24 protein-coding genes, 1 tRNA gene and 1 pseudogene are annotated in these 22,412 nt (G+C 71.0%); 14 read left to right on the top strand and 12 right to left on the bottom strand.

Annotated features, from left to right (window positions below):
• Positions 1-65 precede the first annotated feature (65 nt).
• Positions 66-407: a hypothetical protein gene (locus O7610_RS23255; RefSeq protein WP_289211838.1), complete on the top strand. Its 342-nt coding sequence runs from the start codon at positions 66-68 to the stop codon at positions 405-407.
• A gap of 15 nt (positions 408-422) precedes the next feature.
• Here the strand turns inward: O7610_RS23255 and O7610_RS23250 are convergent, their stop codons facing one another.
• Both O7610_RS23250 and O7610_RS23245 read right to left on the bottom strand, forming a co-directional pair.
• Complete coding sequence (locus tag O7610_RS23250; RefSeq protein ID WP_281552582.1) at positions 423-1,184, bottom strand: G5 domain-containing protein; 762 nt, start codon at positions 1,182-1,184, stop codon at positions 423-425.
• A 193-nt stretch (positions 1,185-1,377) separates the two neighbouring features.
• A complete protein-coding gene (locus tag O7610_RS23245) occupies positions 1,378-2,025 on the bottom strand; it encodes an FMN-dependent NADH-azoreductase (protein ID WP_289211837.1) in 648 nt (215 codons plus the stop codon).
• A gap of 122 nt (positions 2,026-2,147) precedes the next feature.
• Here O7610_RS23245 and O7610_RS23240 point away from each other — a divergent pair, with 122 nt between their 5' ends.
• Entirely contained in the window at positions 2,148-2,639 is a 492-nt protein-coding gene (locus O7610_RS23240; protein WP_289211836.1) for a MarR family transcriptional regulator, read from the top strand.
• A 107-nt stretch (positions 2,640-2,746) separates the two neighbouring features.
• Here O7610_RS23240 and O7610_RS23235 read toward each other — a convergent pair.
• Positions 2,747-2,833 (bottom strand) — tRNA-Ser (locus O7610_RS23235).
• A 173-nt stretch (positions 2,834-3,006) separates the two neighbouring features.
• Here O7610_RS23235 and O7610_RS23230 point away from each other — a divergent pair.
• Positions 3,007-3,996, top strand: a complete 990-nt coding sequence (locus tag O7610_RS23230; RefSeq protein ID WP_281552579.1) for an NAD(P)H-quinone oxidoreductase — start codon at positions 3,007-3,009, stop codon at positions 3,994-3,996.
• Between the two features lie 20 nt (positions 3,997-4,016).
• Here O7610_RS23230 and soxR read toward each other — a convergent pair whose 3' ends face one another.
• On the bottom strand, positions 4,017-4,457 hold the full coding sequence (gene soxR, locus O7610_RS23225; RefSeq protein WP_281552578.1) for a redox-sensitive transcriptional activator SoxR: 441 nt from the start codon (positions 4,455-4,457) through the stop codon (positions 4,017-4,019).
• Between the two features lie 125 nt (positions 4,458-4,582).
• Between soxR and O7610_RS23220 the strand changes: the two genes are divergently transcribed.
• Positions 4,583-5,356: a thiamine pyrophosphate-binding protein gene (locus O7610_RS23220; RefSeq protein WP_502959118.1), complete on the top strand. Its 774-nt coding sequence runs from the start codon at positions 4,583-4,585 to the stop codon at positions 5,354-5,356.
• Entirely contained in the window at positions 5,349-6,245 is an 897-nt protein-coding gene (locus O7610_RS23215) for a transketolase family protein (RefSeq protein ID WP_289211835.1), read from the top strand. Before O7610_RS23220 ends, O7610_RS23215 begins: the two co-directional genes overlap by 8 nt.
• A 54-nt stretch (positions 6,246-6,299) precedes the next feature.
• On the opposite strand, the gene O7610_RS23210 is transcribed toward O7610_RS23215, so the two are convergent.
• The 3 genes from O7610_RS23210 to O7610_RS23200 form a co-directional block, all read right to left on the bottom strand.
• On the bottom strand, positions 6,300-7,007 hold the full coding sequence (locus O7610_RS23210) for a glycosyltransferase family 2 protein (protein ID WP_289211834.1): 708 nt from the start codon (positions 7,005-7,007) through the stop codon (positions 6,300-6,302).
• A gap of 393 nt (positions 7,008-7,400) precedes the next feature.
• The gene (locus O7610_RS23205; protein WP_289211833.1) at positions 7,401-7,853 is read right to left on the bottom strand and encodes a hypothetical protein; all 453 of its coding nucleotides are present in this window, start codon (positions 7,851-7,853) and stop codon (positions 7,401-7,403) included.
• A gap of 55 nt (positions 7,854-7,908) precedes the next feature.
• A complete protein-coding gene (locus O7610_RS23200) occupies positions 7,909-9,081 on the bottom strand; it encodes a thiolase family protein (RefSeq protein WP_289211832.1) in 1,173 nt (390 codons plus the stop codon).
• Positions 9,082-9,218: 137 nt separating this feature from the next.
• Between O7610_RS23200 and O7610_RS23195 the strand changes: the two are divergent.
• Positions 9,219-9,623 (top strand): annotated as a pseudogene (locus O7610_RS23195) (PH domain-containing protein); the annotation flags it as partial.
• Between the two features lie 48 nt (positions 9,624-9,671).
• Here O7610_RS23195 and O7610_RS23190 read toward each other — a convergent pair.
• On the bottom strand, positions 9,672-10,610 hold the full coding sequence (locus O7610_RS23190; RefSeq protein ID WP_281552573.1) for a rhomboid family intramembrane serine protease: 939 nt from the start codon (positions 10,608-10,610) through the stop codon (positions 9,672-9,674).
• Positions 10,611-10,745: 135 nt separating this feature from the next.
• Positions 10,746-11,273 (bottom strand): peptidylprolyl isomerase, encoded by a 528-nt coding sequence (locus tag O7610_RS23185; protein ID WP_281552572.1) that lies wholly within the window; start codon positions 11,271-11,273, stop codon positions 10,746-10,748.
• A gap of 237 nt (positions 11,274-11,510) precedes the next feature.
• Here O7610_RS23185 and O7610_RS23180 point away from each other — a divergent pair, with 237 nt between their 5' ends.
• The gene (locus tag O7610_RS23180) at positions 11,511-12,053 is read left to right on the top strand and encodes a hypothetical protein (protein WP_289211831.1); all 543 of its coding nucleotides are present in this window, start codon (positions 11,511-11,513) and stop codon (positions 12,051-12,053) included.
• Between the two features lie 79 nt (positions 12,054-12,132).
• Here O7610_RS23180 and corA read toward each other — a convergent pair whose 3' ends face one another.
• Together corA and O7610_RS23170 are read right to left on the bottom strand one after the other, a co-directional pair.
• Complete coding sequence (gene corA, locus O7610_RS23175; protein WP_281555783.1) at positions 12,133-13,185, bottom strand: magnesium/cobalt transporter CorA; 1,053 nt, start codon at positions 13,183-13,185, stop codon at positions 12,133-12,135.
• A gap of 163 nt (positions 13,186-13,348) precedes the next feature.
• A complete protein-coding gene (locus O7610_RS23170; protein ID WP_281552570.1) occupies positions 13,349-14,446 on the bottom strand; it encodes an aminotransferase-like domain-containing protein in 1,098 nt (365 codons plus the stop codon).
• 103 nt (positions 14,447-14,549) lie between these two features.
• Between O7610_RS23170 and O7610_RS23165 the strand changes: the two genes are divergently transcribed.
• The 5 genes from O7610_RS23165 to O7610_RS23145 are packed head-to-tail and all read left to right on the top strand — an operon-like array spanning position 14,550 to position 18,384.
• Complete coding sequence (locus O7610_RS23165) at positions 14,550-15,026, top strand: NUDIX hydrolase (RefSeq protein WP_281552569.1); 477 nt, start codon at positions 14,550-14,552, stop codon at positions 15,024-15,026.
• Positions 15,023-15,838, top strand: coding sequence for a hypothetical protein (locus O7610_RS23160; RefSeq protein ID WP_289211830.1), 816 nt, complete (start codon positions 15,023-15,025; stop codon positions 15,836-15,838). Before O7610_RS23165 ends, O7610_RS23160 begins: the two co-directional genes overlap by 4 nt.
• Positions 15,839-15,891: 53 nt before the next feature.
• A complete protein-coding gene (locus tag O7610_RS23155) occupies positions 15,892-16,623 on the top strand; it encodes a phosphocholine cytidylyltransferase family protein (RefSeq protein ID WP_281552567.1) in 732 nt (243 codons plus the stop codon).
• On the top strand, positions 16,611-17,678 hold the full coding sequence (locus O7610_RS23150) for an iron-containing alcohol dehydrogenase family protein (RefSeq protein ID WP_281552566.1): 1,068 nt from the start codon (positions 16,611-16,613) through the stop codon (positions 17,676-17,678). The genes O7610_RS23155 and O7610_RS23150 overlap by 13 nt, the downstream gene beginning before the upstream one ends.
• Before the next feature lie 7 nt (positions 17,679-17,685).
• Entirely contained in the window at positions 17,686-18,384 is a 699-nt protein-coding gene (locus O7610_RS23145) for a CDP-alcohol phosphatidyltransferase family protein (RefSeq protein ID WP_281552565.1), read from the top strand.
• 39 nt (positions 18,385-18,423) lie between these two features.
• On the opposite strand, the gene O7610_RS23140 is transcribed toward O7610_RS23145, so the two are convergent.
• Positions 18,424-19,617: a glycosyltransferase family 4 protein gene (locus O7610_RS23140; RefSeq protein ID WP_289211829.1), complete on the bottom strand. Its 1,194-nt coding sequence runs from the start codon at positions 19,615-19,617 to the stop codon at positions 18,424-18,426.
• Between the two features lie 46 nt (positions 19,618-19,663).
• Here O7610_RS23140 and O7610_RS23135 point away from each other — a divergent pair, with 46 nt between their 5' ends.
• Entirely contained in the window at positions 19,664-20,539 is an 876-nt protein-coding gene (locus O7610_RS23135) for an Fpg/Nei family DNA glycosylase (protein ID WP_281552563.1), read from the top strand.
• Between the two features lie 322 nt (positions 20,540-20,861).
• On the top strand, positions 20,862-22,373 hold the full coding sequence (locus tag O7610_RS23130) for a sugar transferase (protein ID WP_281552562.1): 1,512 nt from the start codon (positions 20,862-20,864) through the stop codon (positions 22,371-22,373).
• Positions 22,374-22,412: the final 39 nt, after the last annotated feature.

Genomic DNA, 22,412 nt, shown 5'->3' with positions numbered 1-22,412 from the left:
CTGTCACCATCGGGCCATGGGTTCGGCATCGCCGACGCCAACACCCTTCGATCAGCGAGGAAGCCATGGCCGACATGTCCGGCGACCGCAGCGACGCTGCCGGTCCGCGTACCGACGACGTAGGTCAGCCCCGGCGTGGCCGGCAGCCGGTCACCCTGCCGGACTGGATCCGTGACCCGGAGCCGGTCCGGGTCACCTGGCGGCGGCGGGCGATGCTGGCCGCGTTGCGCCTGCCCGGCGGACCTGGGGTCCGCCGGGCCTGGTGGCGCTGGCAGCAGCGGCAACGGCTGCACCGCCGGTTTCCGATCCTGACCGCGTTGGTCGCGGTGCCGCTGGCCTTCGTCGCGATCATGGCGCTGGTGTCGTTGGTCTACTGGCTGTGGGCCCGGATCTGGGTGATCCCGTAGGCCGTCCGCCCGGCATCACTCGCAGGCGACGCCGTCGCCGTCGCGGTCCAGGCCGTAGACGTCGGATCCGACGACCCGCACCGGCCCGCTGACGTACGCCGGACCGTTGCCGCTGCCGCCGGCACAGTCGACATCGCTGGCGAACGGTACGCAGGCGCCGGTGTAGCTGGGGTGGCACTGCTGGGTGATCTTGGTGCCGACCAGCACCACCTTGGTGACCGGCTGCTTCGTCACCTTCTCACTGATCAGTTCCTTGGCGGTCTGCACCCCGTCGGTGTAGGTCACCCGGTAGGTCAGCGTCTTCACGCCGGTGACACCGGCGGTCTTCACCTTCGTCTTGCCCTTGGCGAGATTGGGGTCGTCGACACGCTTCTCCTTGAAGGGAATCTCCCGCGTCTCGGTCACCGTCTTCGTCTCCACCTTCGGCTGCGCAACGCTCGGGACGGAGGCCGTCGGGGACGGGCTCGGGCTCGGGGTCGGGGAGGCGGTCGGCGAGGCGGTCGGGCTGGCCGAGGTCGAACCGCCCGCCACGGCGGAGGTCGCCGGTGCCGACCGGTCGCCGTCAGCGCCACTTCCGCTGAGCGCGGTGAGCTTGTCACCGGTGGCCTGCGGCTCCGAGGAGACCAGGCTGGCCAGGAACGAGCTGCCGCCGCAGAGCAGGACGAAGACCGCCAGACCGACGCCGAGGTAGGCGGCTGCCTTCTGGCCGGGGCCGAGCCGCCCGGCACCGGTGGTGGGCAACGGACGCTGGTTGATGTCGCGCGCTGGATAGGTCACCGGCGAAGTGTGCCGGTCGGCATCGATGGCTCACAGCAGTCGAAGAGGGACAGTTTCCGGCGACCAGGGCCATCGGAGGTATCCGATCATCCTTCTTCGTCAGACCTCCGGCTCGGTCCAGCTCGGACCCAACGGCGGCGGCGAATGTCCGAAGCGGCAAGGTGCCTGTTGGACAATCAGCCATCCTTCATGTTCAGGCCGGGACGGGCAGCGCGCCCAGGGCACGACCGGCCTCCCGGGCGGCCTGCAGCGCTCCGGCGTGCAACTGCGCCGCTTCGTCTGTAAAGGAGTCCAGCGCGGGGTTGACCCCGACCAGGGTGAACTCACGTTCCACCACGGTGAGCTCAGCACCCCAGCAGTCGGCGATGACCCGCCGCAGGTACGGCGTGGAGTGGTCCCAGCCCTCCCGTGGGGTGCCCGGTCCGTACGCGCCGCCACGGACCGTGGCGAGCACGACCGGCTTTCCGGCGAGGAACGGGACCCCGGTCGCCCGTGGATCGCCCAGGACCACATCGAGGTACGTCTTGAAGTGCTGGGAGACGCCGTAGTTGTAGAGCGGTACGGCGAACAGGATCGCGTCGGCGGTGATCAGTTCGTCCACGAGTGTCGCGGCGAGAACGACGGCGTCGCGCTGCTCGGCGGTCTGCTCCTCGGCCGGTGTCATGCCGGCGGTCACCGCAGCCGCCCAGACGGTCGAGGGCAGAGTGTCGACACCGACATGGCGGGCCACCACCGGGTCGCCGGGGTGGGCGGCGCGCCACTCCTGCTCGACGATGTCGGCGATCTCGCGGCTTGCGGAACCGTGCGTACGGATGCTGGCGTCCAGCCGGAACAGGGTCACCACTACTCCAGATGCTCGTAGGTTCAAGCTTGAAGCTCGACGGTAGCTGGCTTTGGTTCAAGCTTGAACTGGTTGAGACATCCGTCACTTCAACGGTGAACCGCAGACGTACGCTTGGGCTTGTGCCAGACGAACCCCAGTGGCTGACCGACCGCGAGCGCGAAGCATGGTTGGCCCTGGCTAAGCTCATGTTCAACCTGCCCAGCGCGCTCGATGCCCAGCTGCTGCGGGACAACGACCTCACGCTGTTCGACTACTTCGCGCTCAGCGTCCTGTCCATGACACCCGGCCGCACCCTGCGCCTGAGCGACCTGGCCGGTCAGCTCTCCAGCTCGCTGTCCCGGCTGTCGAACGTCGTCAAACGCCTGGAACGACGCGGTCTGCTGCGGCGCGAGCCCGACGCCGACAACCCCCGCTACACGACTGCCGTACTCACCGACGCCGGCTGGGAGTTGGTCGTCGCCGCCGCCCCCGGGCACGTCGCCGCCGTCCGCCGGTACGTCATCGACGGCCTCACCGACCACCAGATCGACGTACTCCGCGAGATCGCCTGCCACGTCGCCCGCAACCTCGCGCACGGAGACTCGGCGAGTCATACACCAGATACCTCATGAGCGCCGGATGAGGTTCCTGGTGTATGACTCGTCGCGATGTTCACGCATCACGAAGACGCCCCCTGACCGGAGTTGGCTCTGTCAGAGGGCGTTCTTGCTTGTCGGAGCGGAGGGCGTGGGATTCGAACCCACGAAGACATTGCTGCCTTACCGGTTTTCAAGACCAGCGCCATCGGCCACTAGGCGAGCCCTCCCGGTGCGGCGGGCCGGGGACGGTCGGCCACCGCGTCACTGTGCCCTAGTGTGCCACGGACGTCCGACGGCACTCCGCGCCGCAGGTTAACGCGGCGGTAGCCGAGGGCGCCATCAGGATTCACCAGCCGGGTTCGCCAGGCGGCACACGGGCCGACCCGGTAAGACTTATCCCATGTACGCGATCACCGTGCCGCAGCCCGGCGGACCCGACGCCCTGGTCCGGGCCGAGGTGCCCGACCCCTCCCCGTGCCCGGACGAGGTGATCGTCGACGTCGCCGCGACCGCCGTCAACCGGGCCGACCTGCTGCAACGGCAGGGACACTACCCACCGCCGCCGGGCGCGTCGCCGTACCTCGGGTTGGAATGCTCCGGGGTGATCAGCGCGGTCGGCGCGGACGTCTCCCACCACAAGGTCGGCGACCAGGTGTGCGCGCTGCTGGCCGGCGGCGGGTACGCCGAGCGGGTCGCCGTGCCCGCCGGGCAGCTGCTGCCGGTGCCGGCCGGGTTGAGCCTGGTCGACGCCGCCGCGCTGCCCGAGGTGGCCTGCACCGTCTGGTCGAACGTGGTCAAGCTGGCCGGGCTGCGGGCCGGCGAGTCGCTGCTGGTGCACGGCGGCGGCAGCGGGATCGGCACCTTCGCCATCCAGCTCGGTGCGGCGCTCGGCGCGACCGTGCTGACCACCGCCCGCGCGGCCAAGCATGAACAGCTGCGGGCGCTCGGCGCCCACCACACGATCGACTACACCACGGAGGATTTCGTCGCCCGCGCCCGTGAGCTGACCGGCGACGGTGACGGCGGGGTGGACGTGATCCTCGACATCATCGGCGGTGCCTACCTGGAACGCAACGTACGGACGCTGGCCACCGGCGGCCGGTTGACGATCATCGGGTTGCAGGGCGGCCGCACCGCCGAGCTGAACCTGGGTGCGCTGCTGACCAAGCGGGCCACGATCTTCGCGACCACGCTGCGGTCCCGGCCACTCGCCGAAAAGGCGGAGATCGTCCGCCGGGTGCACGACCAGGTCTGGCCGCTGGTCGCCTCGGGTGCGATCCGCCCGGTCATCGACCGCCGGATGCCGATGGCGCAGGCGGCGCAGGCGCACCGGATCGTCGAGAGCAGCGACCACCTGGGCAAGGTGCTGCTGGTGACGGAGCAACGCTAGCCGCCCTCGAGCGGCAAGTGCTAGCCGCCATCGAGCAGGATGCGCGGACCGGGTCCGGTGGCGGCCAGCCGGTCGGCCGGGTTGTACAGCGTGCACGACCGCAGCGACAGGCAGCCGCAGCCGATGCACCCGGTCAGGTCGTCGCGCAGCCGGGTCAGCAGCGCGATCCGTTCGTCGAGCCGAGCCTGCCAGCGCTGGGACAGCCGCGCCCAGTCAGCCTTCGTCGGGGTACGCGACTCGGGCAGCTCGTCCAGCGCCTGGCGGATCTCGTCCAGCGGCACCCCGATCTGCTGGGCGATCCGGATGAACGCGACCCGGCGCAGCTCGGTGCGGTCGTACCGGCGTTGGTTTCCGCCGGTACGACCGGCTCGGATCAGCCCGATCCGCTCGTAGTACCGCAGCGCCGACGGTGCCACCCCGGACCGGGCGGCCAGATCGCCGATGGTCAGTGTCCGCTGCATCACACCACCCTTGAGTTGAAGTCAACTTCAACTTGCAGGGTAGGGGCATGCCAGCCTTCGTAGCCAGCCCGGTCGCGCCGCCGCATCAGCCGCCGACCGACACCGGGTACGCGGCCCTTCCGCCGCTGCTGCGCCGGATCACCGGCGACGAGAAGCATGAGCCCAGCGCCAACTCGACGTTGGACGTCCTCTGGGTCCTCTACGACCGGATTCTGCGGATCAGTCCGCAGACCGTCGACGCCGCCGACCGCGACCGGTTCCTGCTCTCCAAGGGGCACGGTCCGGCCGCCTACTACGCCGTACTCGCCGCTAAGGGGTTCATCCCCGACGCCTGGCTCGACGACCTGGCCGGGCCGGACAGCCCACTCGGTCACCACCCGGACCGGCTGTTGGTGCCCGGGGTGGAGATCGGCTCCGGCTCACTCGGGCACGGGCTCGGCCTCGGCGTCGGCATGCTGCTCGGTCTGCGCGCCCAGGGCCTGACCGACCAGGCCAGCGGGGTCAATCGGGCCGGCGGGGCTGGCGGGGTCGGTCGGGCCGGTCGGGTCGGCGGAGCCCGGGTCTACGTCCTGGTCGGCGACGCCGAGCTCGACGAGGGGTCGAACCACGAGGCGATCGCGTACGCCGGCAGCCGGCAGCTCGCCGAGCTGACCGCGATCGTCGTCGACAACGACTCGGCCACCCACGGCTGGCCCGGCGGGCTGGCCAGCCGGTTCAGCGTCAACGGCTGGACCACGACGATCGTCGACGGCCGCGACCACGAGGCGCTGACCGCAGCGCTGACCGGCCGCGACGGGGTACACCCGCACCTGGTGGTCGCCCGGACTCCGGCCAAGTACGCCGCGTCGGAGCCGGGCGAGTACACCACCTCGGGTAGCAAGGAGAACGGTCATGCGTGACGCCTTCACCCGCGCCACCACCGGCCTGCTGGACGACGACCCGCGTACCGCGTTGGTGCTGGCCGACATCTCGGCCGAGGCGTTCGCCCCGGCCGCCCGCCGGCACCCCGACCGGGTGCTCAACGTCGGCATCCGCGAACAGTTGATGATCGGCGTGGCTGGCGGGCTGGCGTTGACCGGGCTGCGGACCATCGCCCACTCCTACGCGCCGTTCCTGGTCGACCGGGCGTACGAGCAGATCAAGCTCGACCTCGACCACCAGGGCGTCGGCGCGGTGCTGGTCAGCATCGGCGGGTCGTACGACGCGGCGGCGGAGGGCCGCACCCACATGTCCCCTGGTGACGTGGCGCTGCTGGACACGGCCGGGTCGTGGACGGTGCACGTACCGGGCCACCCGGACGAGGTCGGGCCGTTGCTGCGGGCGGCGGCCGGTCACGACGACGCCGTTTACCTGCGGCTGGCCGCTCGGGGCAACGGCAGCCCGCACGGTGACGGGGTGTCGGGTCGACTGGTGACGGTGCGTCGGGGCAGCGGGGGAGCCCCGGTGGTCGTCGCGGTCGGCCCGATGCTCGATGCGACGCTGGACGCGGTCACCGGGTTGGACGTGACGGTGGCGTACACGAACACGCCGCGCCCGTTCGACGTCACCGGGCTACGGATGCTCGTCGATCACCTCGACCCGGTGGTGGTGCTGGTCGAGCCGTATATGGCCGGTACGTCGAGTCACCTGGTCGGCGCGGCGCTGGCGGACCGGCCGCACCGGCTGCTGTCGCTGGGCGTCGGGCGGGAGGATCTGCATCGGTACGGCAGCGCGACGGACCATGACCGCTGGCACGGGCTGGACCCGGCCGGGCTGCGGCGCTCGGTCACCCGGTTCGTCACCGGCTGACCGGCATTCGTCAGCGGTTTACCAGAGAGACGGCGGGGCGGGAGACGGCGGGGCTCAGGCGCCGGGGACGGCACGCTCCTGGCGCCGGGTCCGCTCCCGACCCAGGATCCACAGTGCCTCGACCCCGTCCTTCCAGGTGATCTTCTTGCCTTCCTCGCGGCCCCGGGCCCGGTAGGAGATCGGCACCTCGTACGGGCGGATCCGGCGACGCAGCAGCTTGCCGGTGACCTCCGCCTCCATGCCGAACCCGCGCGAGCGCACGTCGAGTGAGCGGTACAACGACAGCGGCAGCAGCTTGAAGCAGGTCTCCAGGTCGCCGATGTAGGAGTTGAACATCACGTTCGCCGCCGTGGTCACGGCCTTGTTGCCCATCACGTACCAGAAGCTGTAGGCGCTGTGACTGCCAAAGGTCCGGTTGCCGTAGACCACCGTGGCCCGACCGTCCAGCACCGGCTCGAGCAGCTTCGGGATGTCCTGCGGGTCGTACTCCAGGTCTGCGTCGAGGATCACCATGTAGTCACCCTCGGCGGAATCCACCGCGGTCTTGATCGCCGCGCCCTTGCCGGCGTTACGGGGATGGGTGATCACCCGCAGCCGTGCGTCGTCGACGCTCTCCAGGATCGCACCGGTGCCGTCGCGGCTGCCGTCGTCGACGACCAGGAACTCGATCTCGCACGGATAGTCGACAGCGAGCGCCTGTTTGAGGGCATCGCCGACCCGCGCCTCCTCGTTGTAGACCGGCATGAGGATCGAGAGCTTCACGGTGGTCTCCGAATGCGTACGGTGGCAGTGGACCCAGACTAGCCCAACCCGTCGGGCGGACGGGCCCGGCGAGCCGCAGGTGCGCCTCCAGGTCGCCCGGGAGATTTTCGGCGGCGGTCGACCTCCACTCGGAGTAATGGTGGGCGGTAATCTCGCCCCATGGGCGAGAGAGATGATCTGCCGGGGCCAAGGCGACGGCGGCCGCCGATCTGCCCGAAATGCCTCGGCGCCGGCAAGGCCTTCACCTTCGCCCTGATCAGTGGCCGCACCCGCGAGGTGTGGTTGAAGTGCTCGGCTTGTTCCGGGTCGATCCAGTCACCGATCGCCGGTCCGTGACCGACTGGCCACCAGCCGCTACGACTACGCCGCTTTCAGCCGGCCGGTTCCTGCCAGTCAGGCGGCGGCACCACTGCGGGCGTCCAACGGGCGGGCCAGGAACGCGTAGCCGAACAGGGCTTCGATGTGGCTGGCTCGCGCCGGGTCGCCGGCCTTGATGAGGAACCGTTCCCGGATGCCGTCGACGGCAGTGACCGCCAGTTCAACGATGCCGGCCCGCGAATCGGTGGTCCAGGTGACGTGGTCGAGGTGACGCAGTTCGCTGTTGAGGTGCAGCCGTAGCCGGCGCCACAGCAGCGTCTCCTGGGTCACCACCAGCCGCCGCCGGGTCAACAGGAGCAGGTAGTCACCCTGCATCGGCTGGTCGGGGCGTTGGCACCGGGTGACGAGCACGGTGCGTTCGTTGGGCGAGACACAGCGGCGGAACACCGGCATGTGCCGACTGGTGGTCGAGATCGGGACGGCGGTCTCAGCCGCCGCCGGCAGGAACGTGCGGGAGAAGACGTCCATGTCGTGTTAACGACACGTCAATGTGCAATGACTCGGGGTAACGGTGAAATTTCAGCTACAGAATTTCCACGATGGTCGCGTTGGCCATCCCGCCGCCCTCACACATCGTCTGCAGCCCGTACCGGATGCCGTTGGAGCGCATGTGGTGCAGCATCGTGGTCATGATCCGGGCACCGCTGGCCCCGAGCGGATGGCCCAGCGCGATCGCACCGCCGTGCGGATTCAGCCGGGCCGGGTCCGCACCGGTCTCGGCCAGCCAGGCGAGCGGAACCGGAGCGAACGCCTCGTTGACCTCGTACACCCCGATGTCGGTCAGGTCGAGCCCGGACCGGCGCAACGCCTTCGCCGTCGCCGGAATCGGGGCGGTCAGCATCATCACCGGGTCGTCACCGGCCACCACCGCGGTGTGCACCCGCGCCAACGGCCGTACGCCGTGCGCCCGGGCCCACTCCGACGTGGTCACCGCGAGCGCCGCCGCGCCGTCGGAGATCTGTGACGCGGAGCCTGCGGTCACCACCCCGTCGGCCCGGAACGGCGTGGCCAGCTCACCGAGCTTCGCCAGCGAGGTGTCCCGACGGATGCCCTCGTCGGCACCGAACTTGTCGGCGCCGGTGACCGGCACCGGCGCGATCTCAGCGTCGAACTCGCCGGCGTCCTGGGCGGCCGCCGCCCGCTGGTGGCTGGTCAGCGCGAACTCGTCCAACGCGGTACGCGACAACCCCCAGCGCCGCGCGATCAGCTCGGCGCCGACCCCCTGGTTGAACGGGACGGGATCATCCGCGACGACGCCGTCGACCCCTCGGTACCGGTCCCGCACCTGGTCGCCGAACGGCCGCCCGGCACCGGTGCTGGCCCCCATCGGTACCCGGGTCATCGACTCGACGCCGCCGGCCACCACCAGGTCGGCCTGCCCGGAGATCACCGTGGCGGCCGCGAAGTGCAGCGCCTGCTGGCTGGACCCGCACTGCCGGTCGACGGTGGTGCCGGGCACCGATTCCGGCCAGCCCGCCGCGAGTACGGCGTTGCGCCCGATGTTCCAGCTCTGGTCGCCCGCCTGGAACACGCAGCCCCAGACGACGTCGTCGACGTCGGCCGGTTCCAGACCGATCCGCTCGGCGAGCGCCCGCAGCACGTGGCTGGACAGTTCGACCGGATGCACCGACGCCAGGGCACCCTTGCGTCGCCCGATCGGGGTCCGGACCGCTCCGATGATGACCGCGTCCCTCATGCCTACCTACTCCCGGGTAACCTCGTTTTCCGAATCGTACGCCGCGACCAGCGCGACCGGCATCCTCGCCCCGCGCGACCGGCATCCTCGCCCCGCGCGACTGGCATGCTCCGCCGGTGCACAGCCATCCTTGACCGATGCACAGCGAACCCACGGAGCTGACCTGGCGGGTCGCCGGCAAGGTCCCGGCTGGCAAGATCGCGGTCGCCGTACTGATCGGTGCCGCCGGCCTGCTCCTCGGCGACGGCGATCCGGTCCGGCTGGTCCTCGCGCTGCTTGCCGCCACCGGCCTGGTCGGCTGGGCGGTCCGCGACCTGGTGGTGCCGGTACGGCTGGCCGCCGGGCCGGACGGGGTCAGCGTCATCACCGGTTTTTCCCGCCGGCACACCATCGCCTGGGACCGGATCGAGTCGATCAGCGTGGACCGTCGCGGCCACCGGGGCATCCGCAGCGAGTTGTTGGAGATCGACGCGGGCGACTCGCTCCACCTGATCAGCGGCAACGAACTGGGCGGTACCTCGCCGGACGAGGTCGCGGCGGCACTGCAGCGGGCTGCGCTGCAGAGCGTGTGCCCGGCCGCGCCCGGACCGTCAACCGGCGTGCACCAGGGCTATCCGGGCCACCGTGACCAGGATCAGGAACAGCAGAACGGCACCGGCACCGACCGCCTGCACGACGGTACGGTTGGTACGCGGAGCGTAGGCCAGGATCACCCCGATCAACCCGCCGGTGATCAGACCGCCGAGGTGACCGGCGATCGACAGGCTGGACACGGTGAAGGTCAGGATCAAGTTGATCACCAGGATGCCGACCACCGCTGAGGTGTCCCGCTTCAGCCGGCGCAGCACGATGAAGAACGCGGCGAACAGGCCGAAGACCGCAGTGGACGCACCGGCGGACAGCGCACCCGGGTCGACCAGGTAGGCCGCGACGTTGCCGCCGAGCCCGGCGATCAGATACAGCGCCAGGAACCGGGCCGGTCCGAGCACCGCCTCCAGGTTGCGGCCGAGCACCCACAGCGCCCACATGTTGAACAGCAGGTGCAACAGCCCGTAGTGGATGAACATCGCGGTGATCAGCCGGTAGACGCCGCCGCCGTCGATGCCGACGAAGACGTCGCCGTACCCGGGCAGCGCGCCGGCGAGGACGGCGCCGTTGGCCCGGACGGTGACGTCCGGGCCGATGACCCCGCCGAACGCGTGCAGCCGCCCGGCGGCCGAGAAGAGCCCGGCACCGAGCAGCGAGCCGCCGCCGGAGATCGCCACCCCGATCAGGGCGACGACCGCGTTGATGCCGATCAGGACCTTGGTGACGGTGCCCTGCTGGCCGGCGGCACTGCCACCGAAGGCAGTGCGCGCCGACCGTTGGGTCCGTCGCCCTTCGGCGACGCACTCCGGGCACTGGTGCCCGACCGCGGCGTCCCGCATGCAGTCGGGGCAGATCGGCCGCTCACACCGGGCGCACCTGACCCAGGTCTCCCGGGACGTGTGCCGGTAGCAGACCGGCACCGTCGGGGCCGGATCACTCATCACGCCACCTCACTGCACGCCACCTCACCGCGCCGGGGACGACGACCCGCGCCGGAGCCGGCAACCCGGTGCTCGTTCATGAGCGCCAAGGTTACCCGGCGAGTTTCGCGGCGGCCGCCTCGTGACCGGTCGGCTTCAGCCGACCCGCTCGATCTCCACGCGGTTGATCACCACGTCGCTGAGCGGACGGTCCGCCGGGTTGGTCGGCGTGTTCGCGATCGAGTCGACGACCTTCGCCGAGTCCTGGTCCGCCACCTGACCGAAGATCGTGTGCCGGTTGTTCAGGTGGGTGGTCGCGCTGACCGTGATGAAGAACTGCGAACCGTTGGTGCCCGGTCCGGCGTTCGCCATCGCCAGCAGGTACGGCCGGTCGAAGCGCAGCTCCGGGTGGAACTCGTCGGCGAACGTGTAGCCCGGACCGCCCCGACCGGTGCCGGTCGGGTCGCCCATCTGGACCATGAACCCGCTGATCACGCGGTGCGAGATGGTGCCGTCGAAGTACGGACCGCTGCCCGGCTGACCGGTACGCGGGTCGGTGTACTCACGGGTGCCCTCGGCGAGCTCGACGAAGTTGCGGACCGTCTTCGGTGCGTGGTTGGCGAACAGCTCCAACCGGATCGGTCCATGGTTGGTGTGCAAGGTGGCGTAGACAGCCTCAGCCACGGGTACTCCTCAGTTGTTGGTCAGTTCCATGCGGATCCTCCCATGTGCCCGATCCGGTCACACGGAGGCACCCGAAGGTGGAGGATGACGGCGTAACGACGGCACAGGAGGTAGGCAGCGGTGTTGAGGATCTCCAGGCGCGCCAGGCGGCGGGATCTCGTCCGAGCAGAGCTCGGCGAGAGCCTTGATCATTTCATGCAGGCGGCGACGCACGCGGCCGGGGGCGTGGGGGCCACCGTGGGACCCCGGATCCACGCCGCCCGGGACGCGGTGGCACCCACCGCTGACCGGGTACGCGGCTCCGCGTCCCAGGGCATGACCGCGACCATGGCCACGCTGGCTCCGCTGGCGGTGGCCGCCGCCGACGGGGCCCGCAGGGCAACCAGGAAGGCGAAGACGAAGAACATGAAGAACATGAAGAACATGAAGAACATGAAGAACATGAAGAACATGAAGGCAGCGAAACGGACCGCGATGCCGGCGATGAAGGCGAAGCTCACCCCGTCGAAGCGTGCCAAGCACAGCCGCCGCCGCTGGCCGATGATCGTCGGCGTACTCGCGGCGGGAGCCGCGATCGGCACCATCGCGGTACGGCGTCGCCAGGCCACGCAGTGGGAGGAGTACGACCCGGGTCAGGCGCTGGACACGATGCGGGCGGCCGGCGGTGCCACCCACGAGTCGGTCACGCCGATGCCGGCCGACGGCGGCAAGCCGCACGGCGACCCAATCTCCGCGATGGACAGCGACCCGACGACGACCGCCCGTAACGGGCGCGCCTGAGTACCGGCGGTCGGACCGTGCCGCTGCGGGCGTCGGCGGACGCCCGCAGCGGCACGACACCGCAGCGGCACGACGGCGTTCAGAGCCAGCCGTTGCGCCGGAACGACCGGTACAGCACCAGTGAGATGCCCAGCATCAGGGCGAGCACGACCGGGTAGCCGAACTCCCAACCGGTCTCCGGCATGAACTCGAAGTTCATCCCGTAGATGCCGGCCAACGCGGTCCACACCGCGGCGATACCGGCCCAGGCGGCGATCTTGCGCATGTCGTTGTTCTGCGCCACGGTCACCTGCGCCAGCCGGGCCTGCAGGATCGAGTTCAGCAGGTCGTCGTACGCGTTGACCTGCTCCACCACCCGGCTGAGGTGGTCCTGCACGTCCCGGAAGTAACGGCGGATTTCGGCCGGCACGTCATCGTTGATCTCGGCGGTCAGGGTCATCATCGGCCGCTGCAGCGGGGCGACGGTGCGCTTGAACTCCACCAGCTCCCGCTTCAGCTGGTAGATCTCGTGCACCTTGTCGCTGGCCTCGGGCGAGAAGACGTCCGCCTCGACGGTGTCCAGGTCGGTCTCGATCCGGTCCACCACCTCCAGGTAGAGGTCCACCACCCGGTCGGTGATCGCGTACGCCACCGCCCACGGCCCCTGCACCATCAGGTCCCGGTTGCGTTCCAGGTCGGCCCGCACCGGCGCCAGCCGGCAGGCGTCGCCGTGCCGCACGCTGATCACGAAACCCTGCCCGATGAACAGCATCACCTGGCCGGTCTCCACCACCTCCGAGTCGCCGGTCAGCTTCTCGTGGTCGACGTACCGGGCGGTTCGCAGCACCAGGAAGTTGACCTCGCCGAACTGCTCCAGCTTGGGCCGCTGCTCGGCCTTGACCGCGTCCTCCACGGCCAGCTCGTGCAGCCCGTAGGTGTCGGCGATGCCGGCCATCTCGGCCAGGCTCGGCTCGTGCAGCCCCAGCCAGACGAACGCGTTGCGCTCCCGGCGGGCGGTCGCCAGCGCCTCGGGATGCTGCCACGAGCCCGGCTGGCGGATGCCGTCGATGTAGAGCGCGCAGTCGACCACCCCACTGCGTTCCTCAACCGACGACGGGTCCGGCGCGAGCGGGGTCTCGGTCGAGGTGAGCATCCGGCTGACCGCCCGGACCGGGGCCGTCCAGGCCCGCGACAACGCGCGGCTGCTCCCGCCGTCCGGCCACCGCTGCTGCCCACGGTCCTGGTCCGCCATCCGCCCGTCTCCTTCCCGGCACCCCGGCACCCGCCCGGCCGAAGCCGGCAGAGACGCCGGCCGGCTACCCCGCGCGTACCTCGTCGATCGCGGCCGCCAACCGGCGTACGCCTTCGTCGATCTGGTCGACGGTGACCGCCGAGTAGGCCAGCCGCAGCGCGTGTTCGCCGCCGTCGAGCAGGAAGTCACTGCCCTTGACCACCGCGACACCGCGCTGCGCGGCCGCCGGCACCAGCGCGTCCACCGCCACGTCGTCAGGCAGGTCGACCCAGAGGAAGTACCCGCCGTCCGGCTCGGTGAACCGTACCCCCGGGATGTGCTTGCGCAACGACTCGGCCAGCACCCGGGCGCGCTCGGCCAGCGCGGTACGCACCGTGGTGATCGACCGGTCCAGGTCGCCGGAGACGCAGAACTGGTGCACGATCGCCTGGGCCACCATGCCCGGTGAGATGTACAGGTTGGTGGCGCGCGCCGCGATCTCCTTGATCAGCCCGGCGGCGCCGACCAGGTAACCGACCCGCACACCCGGGCAGACCGTCTTGGTGAAGCTGGAGGCGTGCACCACCACGCCGGCGGTGTCCAGCGACAGCATCGACGGCAGCGCCTCGCCGCGGAACCGGATGTCGGCGTACGGGTCGTCCTCGAAGATGGTGAACCCGAACTCGACCGCGAGCTCCAGCAACGCCCGCCGCTTCGGCAGCGACAGCGTCACCCCGGCCGGGTTCTGGTAGTTCGGGATGACGTGCGCCAGCCGCGGCCGCACCCCGGACTCCAGGAGCTTGCGCAGCTCGTCGGTGTCCAGCCCGTCCGGCTGCAGCGTCACCGGGTGCACCTCGGCACCGAGCTGACGCAGGTTGAGCAGCGTCCGGTCGTACGTCGGCCGCTCCACCACCACCGCGTCGCCCGGCTTCACCAGGTGGTCGAAGAGAAACGCGTCGGCCTGCAGCGACCCGTTGGTCACCAGCACCTGCTCCGGCGCGACCCGGTGCTTGTCGGCGATCCAGCGGCGCAACGGAACGTAGCCGACGGAAGTGCCGTAGGCGGTCACCCCGGCCGGGTCGGCGTCGAAGGCCCGGCCGGCGGCGGCCTTCAGCCCGTCGACGTCGACGATGTCCAGCGAGGGCGCCCCACGGGCGAACGAGATCAGCTGCTCGGCGCTCATGGGTGCCAGCGTACGACCTGCCCGGCCGATCACCGTCGGCTGGTGCGGCAGCACACATGCTGGTCCTGGTTCTTCCCCCGGGGTGCTCGCTAGGGTCACAGGCGTGTCCGCCCCACCCCCCGACCGTGCGGCAGCCAGCGAACCGCTGCGCTGCGTCGCGGCGTTGATCGTCGACGACGACGGCCGGATCTTCTTCCAGCGCCGCTCGCCGCAGCGTCGACTGTTCCCCGACACCTGGGACATCGCCGGCGGCCACCTCGAAGCCGGCGAGACGCCGATCGAAGCCCTGCACCGGGAGGTACGCGAGGAGACCGGGTGGACCGTCTCCCACATCCTCGCCGAGGTCGGTGAGTACGCCTACGTCGGCAACGACGGCATCGCCCGGGTCGAGCTCGACTATCTGGTACGGGTCGACGGTGACCTGGCCAATCCGCAGCTCGAAGCCGGCAAGCACACCGAGTTCCGCTGGCTCGCCGCCGACGCGCTCGACGTGCTCGACGAATCGGCTCACGTCAACGACGGGCTGATCCGGCGGATCGCCGAGAACGGCTTCGCCGTACTGCGCTCCCTGAGCCTGTGAGCGCCGGCGACCAGCTGTGGCTGCCCGGTCACCAGTGCGCGGCGCTCACCGCCCCCGTCGTCGACCGGGTGCACCGGGCCGCGATGGCCGCCGCCGACACCGCCGGGGCCGAGCTGCGTCAGCGGTACGGCGGTCCGGCCGCCGTCGGCTACCTGGTCGACCTGCGGACCCGGCTGGCCGCGCCGGCCGGCCTGGTCGACGCCGCCGGGTTCGCCGCCGTCACCCGCTACCAGGACGCGGCGAGCTGTCAGCGGGTGCTGGACAAGCAGGTCGCGTACGGGATGCTGGTGCGCCATCCGGACGGGGCGTTGCGGGCCACCGAACGTGGCGGCGCCTTCCTAACCGACCTGTACGGGCTGCACGCCACGGTCACCGGACAGATCTGGGGTGCCGAGCACGCGGCCCGGCTGGCCCGGCTGGTCGAACTGACCGGCCGACTGCTGGCCGCCGCGCTGGCCGGCACCGGCGACGCCGGCCCGGACACCGGCCACACCGGTGCCGGCCCGGACACCGACACCGGCGGGCAGGACGCGTTCCGCGCGGTCGCCCCGCCGTACGAGCCGGAGGGCACCCCGGCCGGGGTGCTGCTACTCAACCGGCTCACCGTGCTGCGCTACCACCGGGCCGACGCGCACGCCGCCGCCTGGACCGCCGCCGGGCACACCGCCCGCAGCATCGTCGACCTGCCGCCCGGCCCGGCCCGGCTGGCCATCGAGCAGGAGACCGACCGCCGGGCCGCCGGCCCGTACCAGTCGCTGGAGCCAGAGCAGCGGTTGATGCTGCTCGCCGACCTCGCCGCGCTTCCCGGCTGATGCCGCTATCCTCCACCGGTACCCCACCCACCCCTCACCAGGAGGACCGTCTGATGATCGGTCTCGTGCTCGCTGCCGGAGCGGGACGGCGGCTGCGGCCGTACACCGACACTCTGCCGAAAGCGCTGGTACCGGTCGACGGGGAGACCACGATCCTGGACATCGGGCTGCGCAACCTCGCCGCCGCCGGGCTCACCGACGTGGTCGTCGTCGTCGGCTACGCCGCGGACGCGGTCCGGACCCGGCAGGCCGACCTGCAGGACCGCCACGGAGTGAAACTGACCCTGGTCGACAACGACCGCGCCGAGGAATGGAACAACGCGTACTCGCTGTGGCTGGCGCGGGAGCACTTCGCCGCCGGTGCCCTGCTGGTCAACGGCGACACCGTGCACCCGGCCAGCGTCGAGCAGACGCTGCTGGCCGGGCGCGGGCCGGGCATCCTGCTCGCCGTCGACACGGTCAAGAAGCTCGCCGACGAGGAGATGAAGGTCGTCTTCGACGACGCCGGGCAGCTGACCCGGATCACCAAGCTGATGGATCCGGCGCAGGCGCACGGCGAGTACATCGGCGCGACGCTGATCGAGGCGTCGGCCGCCGCCGGGCTCGCCGAGGCGCTGGAGGCGACCTGGCGGCGCGACCCCAACCTCTACTACGAGGACGGCTACCAGGAGTACGCCGACCGTGGCGGTGAGGTGCGGGCAGCGCCGATCGGCAACGTCGACTGGGTCGAGGTGGACAACCACGACGACCTGATCAAGGCGCGGGACATCGCATGCCGCTACTAGCCCGTACCGTGCACACCCCGCTCGCCATCGACGTGCGCCGGGGTGCCGTCGCCGGCCTGGGCGCGCTGCTCGCCGACCGCCGGATCTCCGCCGGCGGCGAGGTCGCCGTGGTGGTCGGCCCCGGCCAGGGCGAGCGGATCGCCGAGCTGATCGCTCCCGGGCTCGGCCGGGCCGACGTCTTCACCGTCGCCGGTGGCACCCTGGAGGCCGCCCACGAGCTGGGCGAGAAGCTGCGGCAACGCTCCTACGACGCGGTCGTCGGCATTGGCGGCGGCAAGACCATCGACACCGCCAAGTACGCCGCCTCCCGGTACGCCGTACCGATGGTGAGCGTGGCGACCAGCCTGGCCAACGACGGGATCGCCTCCCCGGTGGCGTCGCTGGACCACGACGGCGGACGTGGGTCGTACGGCGTGCACATCCCGCTGGCGATCGTGGTCGATCTGGACTTCGTCTCCGACGGCCCGGACCGGCAGACCCGGGCCGGCGTCGGGGACGCGCTGAGCAACCTCAGCGCGGTCGCCGACTGGGAGTTGGCGCACGCGGTCCGCGACGAGCCGATCGACGGTCTCGCCGTGACGCTGGCCCGCACCGGGGCGGAGGCGCTGATCAGCCATCCGGGCGGGCTCGGCGACGACGCGTTTCTGACCACCCTCGCCGAGGCGTTGATCCTGGGCGGGATCGCGATGGCGGTGTGCGGGTCGAGCCGGCCGGCCAGCGGCGGCTGTCACGAGATCTCGCACGCCCTCGACCTGCTGCATCCCGGGGCCGGTTCGCACGGCGAGCAGGTCGGGCTGGGTGCGCTGTTCTGTACCTTCCTGCGCGGGGACCGGCTGCGGTTCGGGCAGTTGGCGGCGGCGCTGCGCCGGCACGGGCTGCCGGTGCGCCCCGCTGACCTGGGGCTGACCGACGACGACTTCGTCGCCGCCGTGCTGCACGCCCCGCACACCCGGCCGGACCGGTACACCATCCTGGAACACCTGCACCTCGGTGCGGATGCCGTCCGGGGGCGGCTGGCAGAATACCTCGATGCCCTCAGCATGCCTTCAAGGTGAACAAACAGTGTCTACCCCGTTCCTGAAAGCCTTCTTTCAGGCAAACAGAGGGGGTGGGCTGTTCAGCGAGGCGGTCAGCCAGCGGCTGGGGGCGGTGTTCGCGTACGCCGCCGCCCGGCTGCGGTTGGCACCGACCGTGCTGACGGTGGCGAACCTGCTGCTCGGGCTGGCCGCGTCGGTAACGGTGATCGCGACCGCCGACGCGGTGGCCGACGGCTCCGTCCCGGCCTGGCTGATCGGGCTGGTCGCGCTGGTCGGCTGGCAGATCGCGTACGCGCTGGACTGCGCCGACGGGCAGTTGGCCCGGGTGACCGGGCAGACCAGCGCGGCCGGGGCCCGGGTCGACGTGCTCTGCGACGTGGCCGCGCAGATCGCGCTGGTCACGGCGCTGTCCGCGGTGGCGGTGGCGCAACTGCCGGAGACCCCGGTGTGGCTGCTCGCGGCGTTCGCCGGCACCTGGATGGTGAACCTGGTGACCTCGGTGATGCAGGCCGGCCCGAACGCGGCCAGCATGGTCACCTCGACCTCGCTGCCCGTACGGCTGGTGAAGCTGATCCGCGACTACGGCGCGGTGATCTTCGTCGCCGGGTTGGTGCTGACCGTCGCTCCGGTGCTGACGGTCTGGCTGATCGCCGCGTTCACTCTGGTCAACGGCGGTTTCCTGCTGGCCAGCATCACCTTCTCGGCCCGCGCCGCCCTACGCTGACCGACCCTCACGGGCCGGAAGATCGATCTTGGTGGCGGGTCAAGTGATCCTGGTGGTGACCGCCTCGTAGATCGCGAGGTGCTGCTTCATCACCACGTCGGGGTGGAAGGTCGTCTCGTAGCGGGTGCGGGCGACGCCGGCCAGCGCGGCGGCGCTGGCGCGGGCGACCGGCAGGGCGGCGGCAAGTGCGGCAGTCTCCGGCGGCACCACCCAGCCGGCAGCGGCGCCGGTGCCAGCGTGGCCAGCCGCGTCGGCGCCGATCAGGTAGGGGATGCCGCCGAGGGCGGTGCCGAGCACCGGCCGGCCGCTGGCCAACGCCTCGATCACCACGGTCGGCAGGACGTCGTGCCAGGTGGAGACGGCCAGCACCACGGCGCTGGCGCGCAGCGCGTCGCGTACCGCTGATCTGTCCAGCGGGCCGAGGAAGTCTATGTCGGCGCGGCCGGCGGCGGCCGAGGTGACGAGCGGCCGCAGCTCGCCGTCGCCGCCGATGCGCAGTGTGCCGAGCGACCCGTCCGGGTGCCGCTGCCAGGCGTCGAGCAGCAGGCCGATGCCCTTCTCCGGGGTGAGCCGACCGAGAAAGAGGAAGCCGTCGCCGAGCGGGGCGGGCGGCCCGGGATCGGCGATCGCGTTCGGCTTGACCACGACCCGCTCGTCGGGGACGCCGTAGTCGCGCAGGTGCCCGGCGACCGCCGAGGTGAGCGCGATGAACCGGTCGACCGACCGCCAGGTGGGCCGGTGCAGCGCCAGGGTCGCCGCCATCACCGCGCTCTGCGCCCGGGAACCCCGGTAGCAGCGGTGCACCACCCCGGGCAGGCCGATCGCCCGGCCCCGGCACTCGGTGCAGATCCGGCCGTCGCGGAAGTACAGCCCGGCCGAGCAGACCTGCCGGTAGTTGTGCACGGTGTGCACCACCGGCACCCGATGCCGGTGCGCGGTGCGGATCGCCCAGGGCGAGATCAGCGGGTACGGGTTGTGCAGGTGCAGCACGTCCGGCCGGTGCTCGGCGAGCAGCCGGTCCAGGTCGCGTTGGGCGGCCGGGGCGTAGCTGGGCGAGATCGGCAGCAGCGCCTTGCCGGTGGCCGGCAGCGCCGGAATGTCGTCGGAGCTGCGCAGGAACGGGATCACCTCGACGCCGGCGGCGGTGAGCTGGTCGATCTCGCTGTCGACGATGACGTTCTCGCCGGACGGCTGGGCCTGCCGGTATCGGTTGTGCGCCACGACGACTCTCACCGGTCAACCCTCCTGCTCGACGTCGTCAGACGCTACCGTCTAGGACGTGCCCGAGTTGCCGGAGGTACAGGCGCTCGCGGCCTACCTGCGCCAGCGCGCGGTCGGCCGTCGGGTCGAGCGTGTCGAGGTGTCGGCGATCAACGCGCTCAAGACGTACGATCCGCCGCCGTCGGCGGTCGCCGGCGCGGCGGTGACCGACGCCGGCCGGCACGGCAAGTTCCTCAACGTCACGTTCGGCGCGACGGCCGGCGGGGCGGAGCTGCACCTGCTGGTGCATCTGGCGCGGGCCGGCTGGCTGCACTACCGGGAGTCGTTTCCCTCGGCCGCGCCGTTGAAGCCGGGCAAGGGGCCGATCGCCGTACGGGTCCGCCTCGACGACGGCTCGGGCTTCGACCTGACCGAGGCCGGTACGCAGAAGAAGCTGGCCGCGTACCTGGTGACCGATCCGGCGCAGGTGCCCGGGGTGGCCCGGCTGGGTCCGGACGCGCTCGCGGTGGACCCGGGCACCTTCGCGCAGCGGCTACGCAGTCGGCGGGGTCAGGTCAAGGGGGTGCTGACCGAGCAGGAGGTGCTGGCCGGCATCGGCAACGCGTACTCGGACGAGATCCTGCACACCGCGCGGTTGTCGCCGTTCGCGTTGACCAACCGGCTCACCGACGATCAGCTGGCGGGGTTGTACGAGGCGGCGCGGCGGGTGCTGACCGACGCGGTGGACCGGTCGGTGGGTCAGCGGGCGGCCGAGCTGAAGGGCGAGAAGCGCTCGGGGATGCGGGTGCACGGTCGAACCGGCCTTCCCTGCCCTGTTTGCGGCGACCAGGTGAGAGATGTCTCTTTTGCAGATTCGAGCCTGCAGTACTGCCCCACCTGCCAGACCGGCGGCCGCCCACTCGCTGACCGACGGTTGTCCCGTCTTGTGCGTTAGGTGACGAAATGGGGCGCAGAAGTCTGTACGCCCCGCGCCACGGCGATCTGCACCACAAAGGAGACTTCCTCGGGGACGATCCATCGGTATAGTGGCCCGGTCCCAATGCTCAACACCACCGGAACCGCCGGTCCCCACCGTTCGGCCCGGGGGGCGTAAAGTCACTCGGGTTACCGTCCGTGTACGGGCGCCGTGAGAGACTGAGCTGGTGGGCGAGCCAAGCCTTCACGGAGAGTAGGCGGCACGTGTCACGCGGGAGGACGTGGGTGAGGTGACAACAAGCCTCCAGCGCCCGGTAACCAACACCAGCCGGAGCAACAGGGTGCGCCACGTCGACAGCTTCGAGATCCAACCGCCGACGCCGACACCGACCAACGGCGTACCCCGGTCCGCCTGGGCCCGGGCACGGCGTCGCGCGTCGCGCTGGCACCGTCCGTACACCGCGGCCCTGCTCGCGCTGGACTTCGCGGCGGCGGTGCTGGCCAGCTACCTGTCGATCTCGCTGTTCGAGAAGGCCACCTCCGGGTTCTCCGACGCCGACGTGGACGCCACCTGGTTCCACACGGTCACCTACCTGCTGCTGCCGCTCGGCTGGGTGGTGGTGCTCTGGGGCACCGGCTCCTACGACCGGCGCTACCTCGGGCTCGGCACCGACGAGTTCAAGCGGGTGCTGCGCGGTGGGGTGACGGTCGCCGCCAGCGTCTCGTTCCTCGCCTTCGCCACCAAGACCGACCTGTCCCGGCTCTCGGTGGCCACCGCGCTGCTCGGCGCGCTGGCGTTCATCCTGATGGTCCGCTTCCTCGCCCGGTACGCCCTGCACGTACTGCGTCGGCGGATCGGGCAGGCCACGCACCGGATGGTGCTGGTCGGCACCCTGCCGGAGACCCTGGAGGTCTTCACGGCGGTGACCCGTAGTCCCGCCGCCGGGCTGATGCCGGTCGCGATCCACCTCACCGACGGCTACGCGGCGGCCCGGGGTCTCGAGACCCCGGTGCCGGTGTACGCCGGCCGCAACGTCCTCGCGCTGGTCCGGGAGGTCGGCGCGGACACCATCGCGGTCTGCGGCTCGGCCAGCTCCGAGCCGGGCGAGCTGCGCCGGCTCGCCTGGCAGCTGGAGGGCAGCGGGATCGACCTGGTGGTCGCACCGCAGCTGACCGACATCGCCGGTCCACGGGTGCACATCCGGCCGATCGAAGGTCTGCCGCTGCTGCACGTCGAGGAGCCCACCCTGTCCGGGCTGGGCTGGCTGGCCAAGAACCTGCTGGACCGGGTGGCCGCCGGGCTGGGTCTGATCATGCTGGCGCCACTGTTCCTGGCCGTGGCGATCGCGATCCGGTTCTCCGACCGGGGCCCGGTCTTCTTCCGGCAGCCCCGGGTCGGCCACGAGGGCCGGGTGTTCCGCGTCTGGAAGTTCCGGACCATGTACGTCGACGCCGAGGAGCGGCTCGCCTCGCTGGTCGACCAGAACGAGACCGACGGCATGCTGTTCAAGATTCGCAACGATCCGCGGGTCTTCCCGATCGGCCGCTTCCTGCGGGCCAGCTCGATCGACGAGCTGCCCCAGCTGATCAACGTGCTCAAGGGCGAGATGTCGCTGGTCGGGCCGCGGCCGCTGCCCGCCGACGACGGTGACTTCCTCGGCGACGTCCGGCGGCGGCTGCTGGTCCGGCCCGGGATGACCGGGCTGTGGCAGGTCTCCGGCCGGTCCGACCTGTCCTGGGACGAAGCGGTCCGGCTGGACCTCTACTACGTCGACAACTGGTCGCTGACCTACGACCTGAGCATCCTGTGGCGCACCATCGGCGTCGTGCTGGCCCGCAAGGGTGCCTACTGACCGATCCCGGATGCCGACGGATGACAGAAAGTCCGTCGA

The organism is Solwaraspora sp. WMMA2065 (genome assembly GCF_030345075.1).
Classification (GTDB): domain Bacteria; phylum Actinomycetota; class Actinomycetes; order Mycobacteriales; family Micromonosporaceae; genus Micromonospora_E.
The sequence above is the reverse complement of the archived record's forward strand: the minus strand, read 5'-3'. Positions and strand labels throughout refer to the sequence as shown.

Excerpts from the sequence above, each read along its gene's own strand:
- O7610_RS23155 (WP_281552567.1), top strand. The coding sequence starts at position 15,892 with ATGATCGGTCTCGTGCTCGCTGCCGGAGCGGGACGGCGGCTGCGGCCG.
- soxR (WP_281552578.1), bottom strand. The coding sequence starts at position 4,457 with ATGCAGCGGACACTGACCATCGGCGATCTGGCCGCCCGGTCCGGGGTG.
- O7610_RS23215 (WP_289211835.1), top strand. The coding sequence starts at position 5,349 with ATGCGTGACGCCTTCACCCGCGCCACCACCGGCCTGCTGGACGACGAC.
- O7610_RS23205 (WP_289211833.1), bottom strand. The coding sequence starts at position 7,853 with ATGGACGTCTTCTCCCGCACGTTCCTGCCGGCGGCGGCTGAGACCGCC.
- O7610_RS23200 (WP_289211832.1), bottom strand. The coding sequence starts at position 9,081 with ATGAGGGACGCGGTCATCATCGGAGCGGTCCGGACCCCGATCGGGCGA.
- O7610_RS23230 (WP_281552579.1), top strand. The coding sequence starts at position 3,007 with ATGTACGCGATCACCGTGCCGCAGCCCGGCGGACCCGACGCCCTGGTC.
- corA (WP_281555783.1), bottom strand. The coding sequence starts at position 13,185 with ATGCTCACCTCGACCGAGACCCCGCTCGCGCCGGACCCGTCGTCGGTT.
- O7610_RS23190 (WP_281552573.1), bottom strand. The coding sequence starts at position 10,610 with ATGAGTGATCCGGCCCCGACGGTGCCGGTCTGCTACCGGCACACGTCC.
- O7610_RS23170 (WP_281552570.1), bottom strand. The coding sequence starts at position 14,446 with ATGAGCGCCGAGCAGCTGATCTCGTTCGCCCGTGGGGCGCCCTCGCTG.
- O7610_RS23150 (WP_281552566.1), top strand. The coding sequence starts at position 16,611 with ATGCCGCTACTAGCCCGTACCGTGCACACCCCGCTCGCCATCGACGTG.
- O7610_RS23255 (WP_289211838.1), top strand. The coding sequence starts at position 66 with ATGGCCGACATGTCCGGCGACCGCAGCGACGCTGCCGGTCCGCGTACC.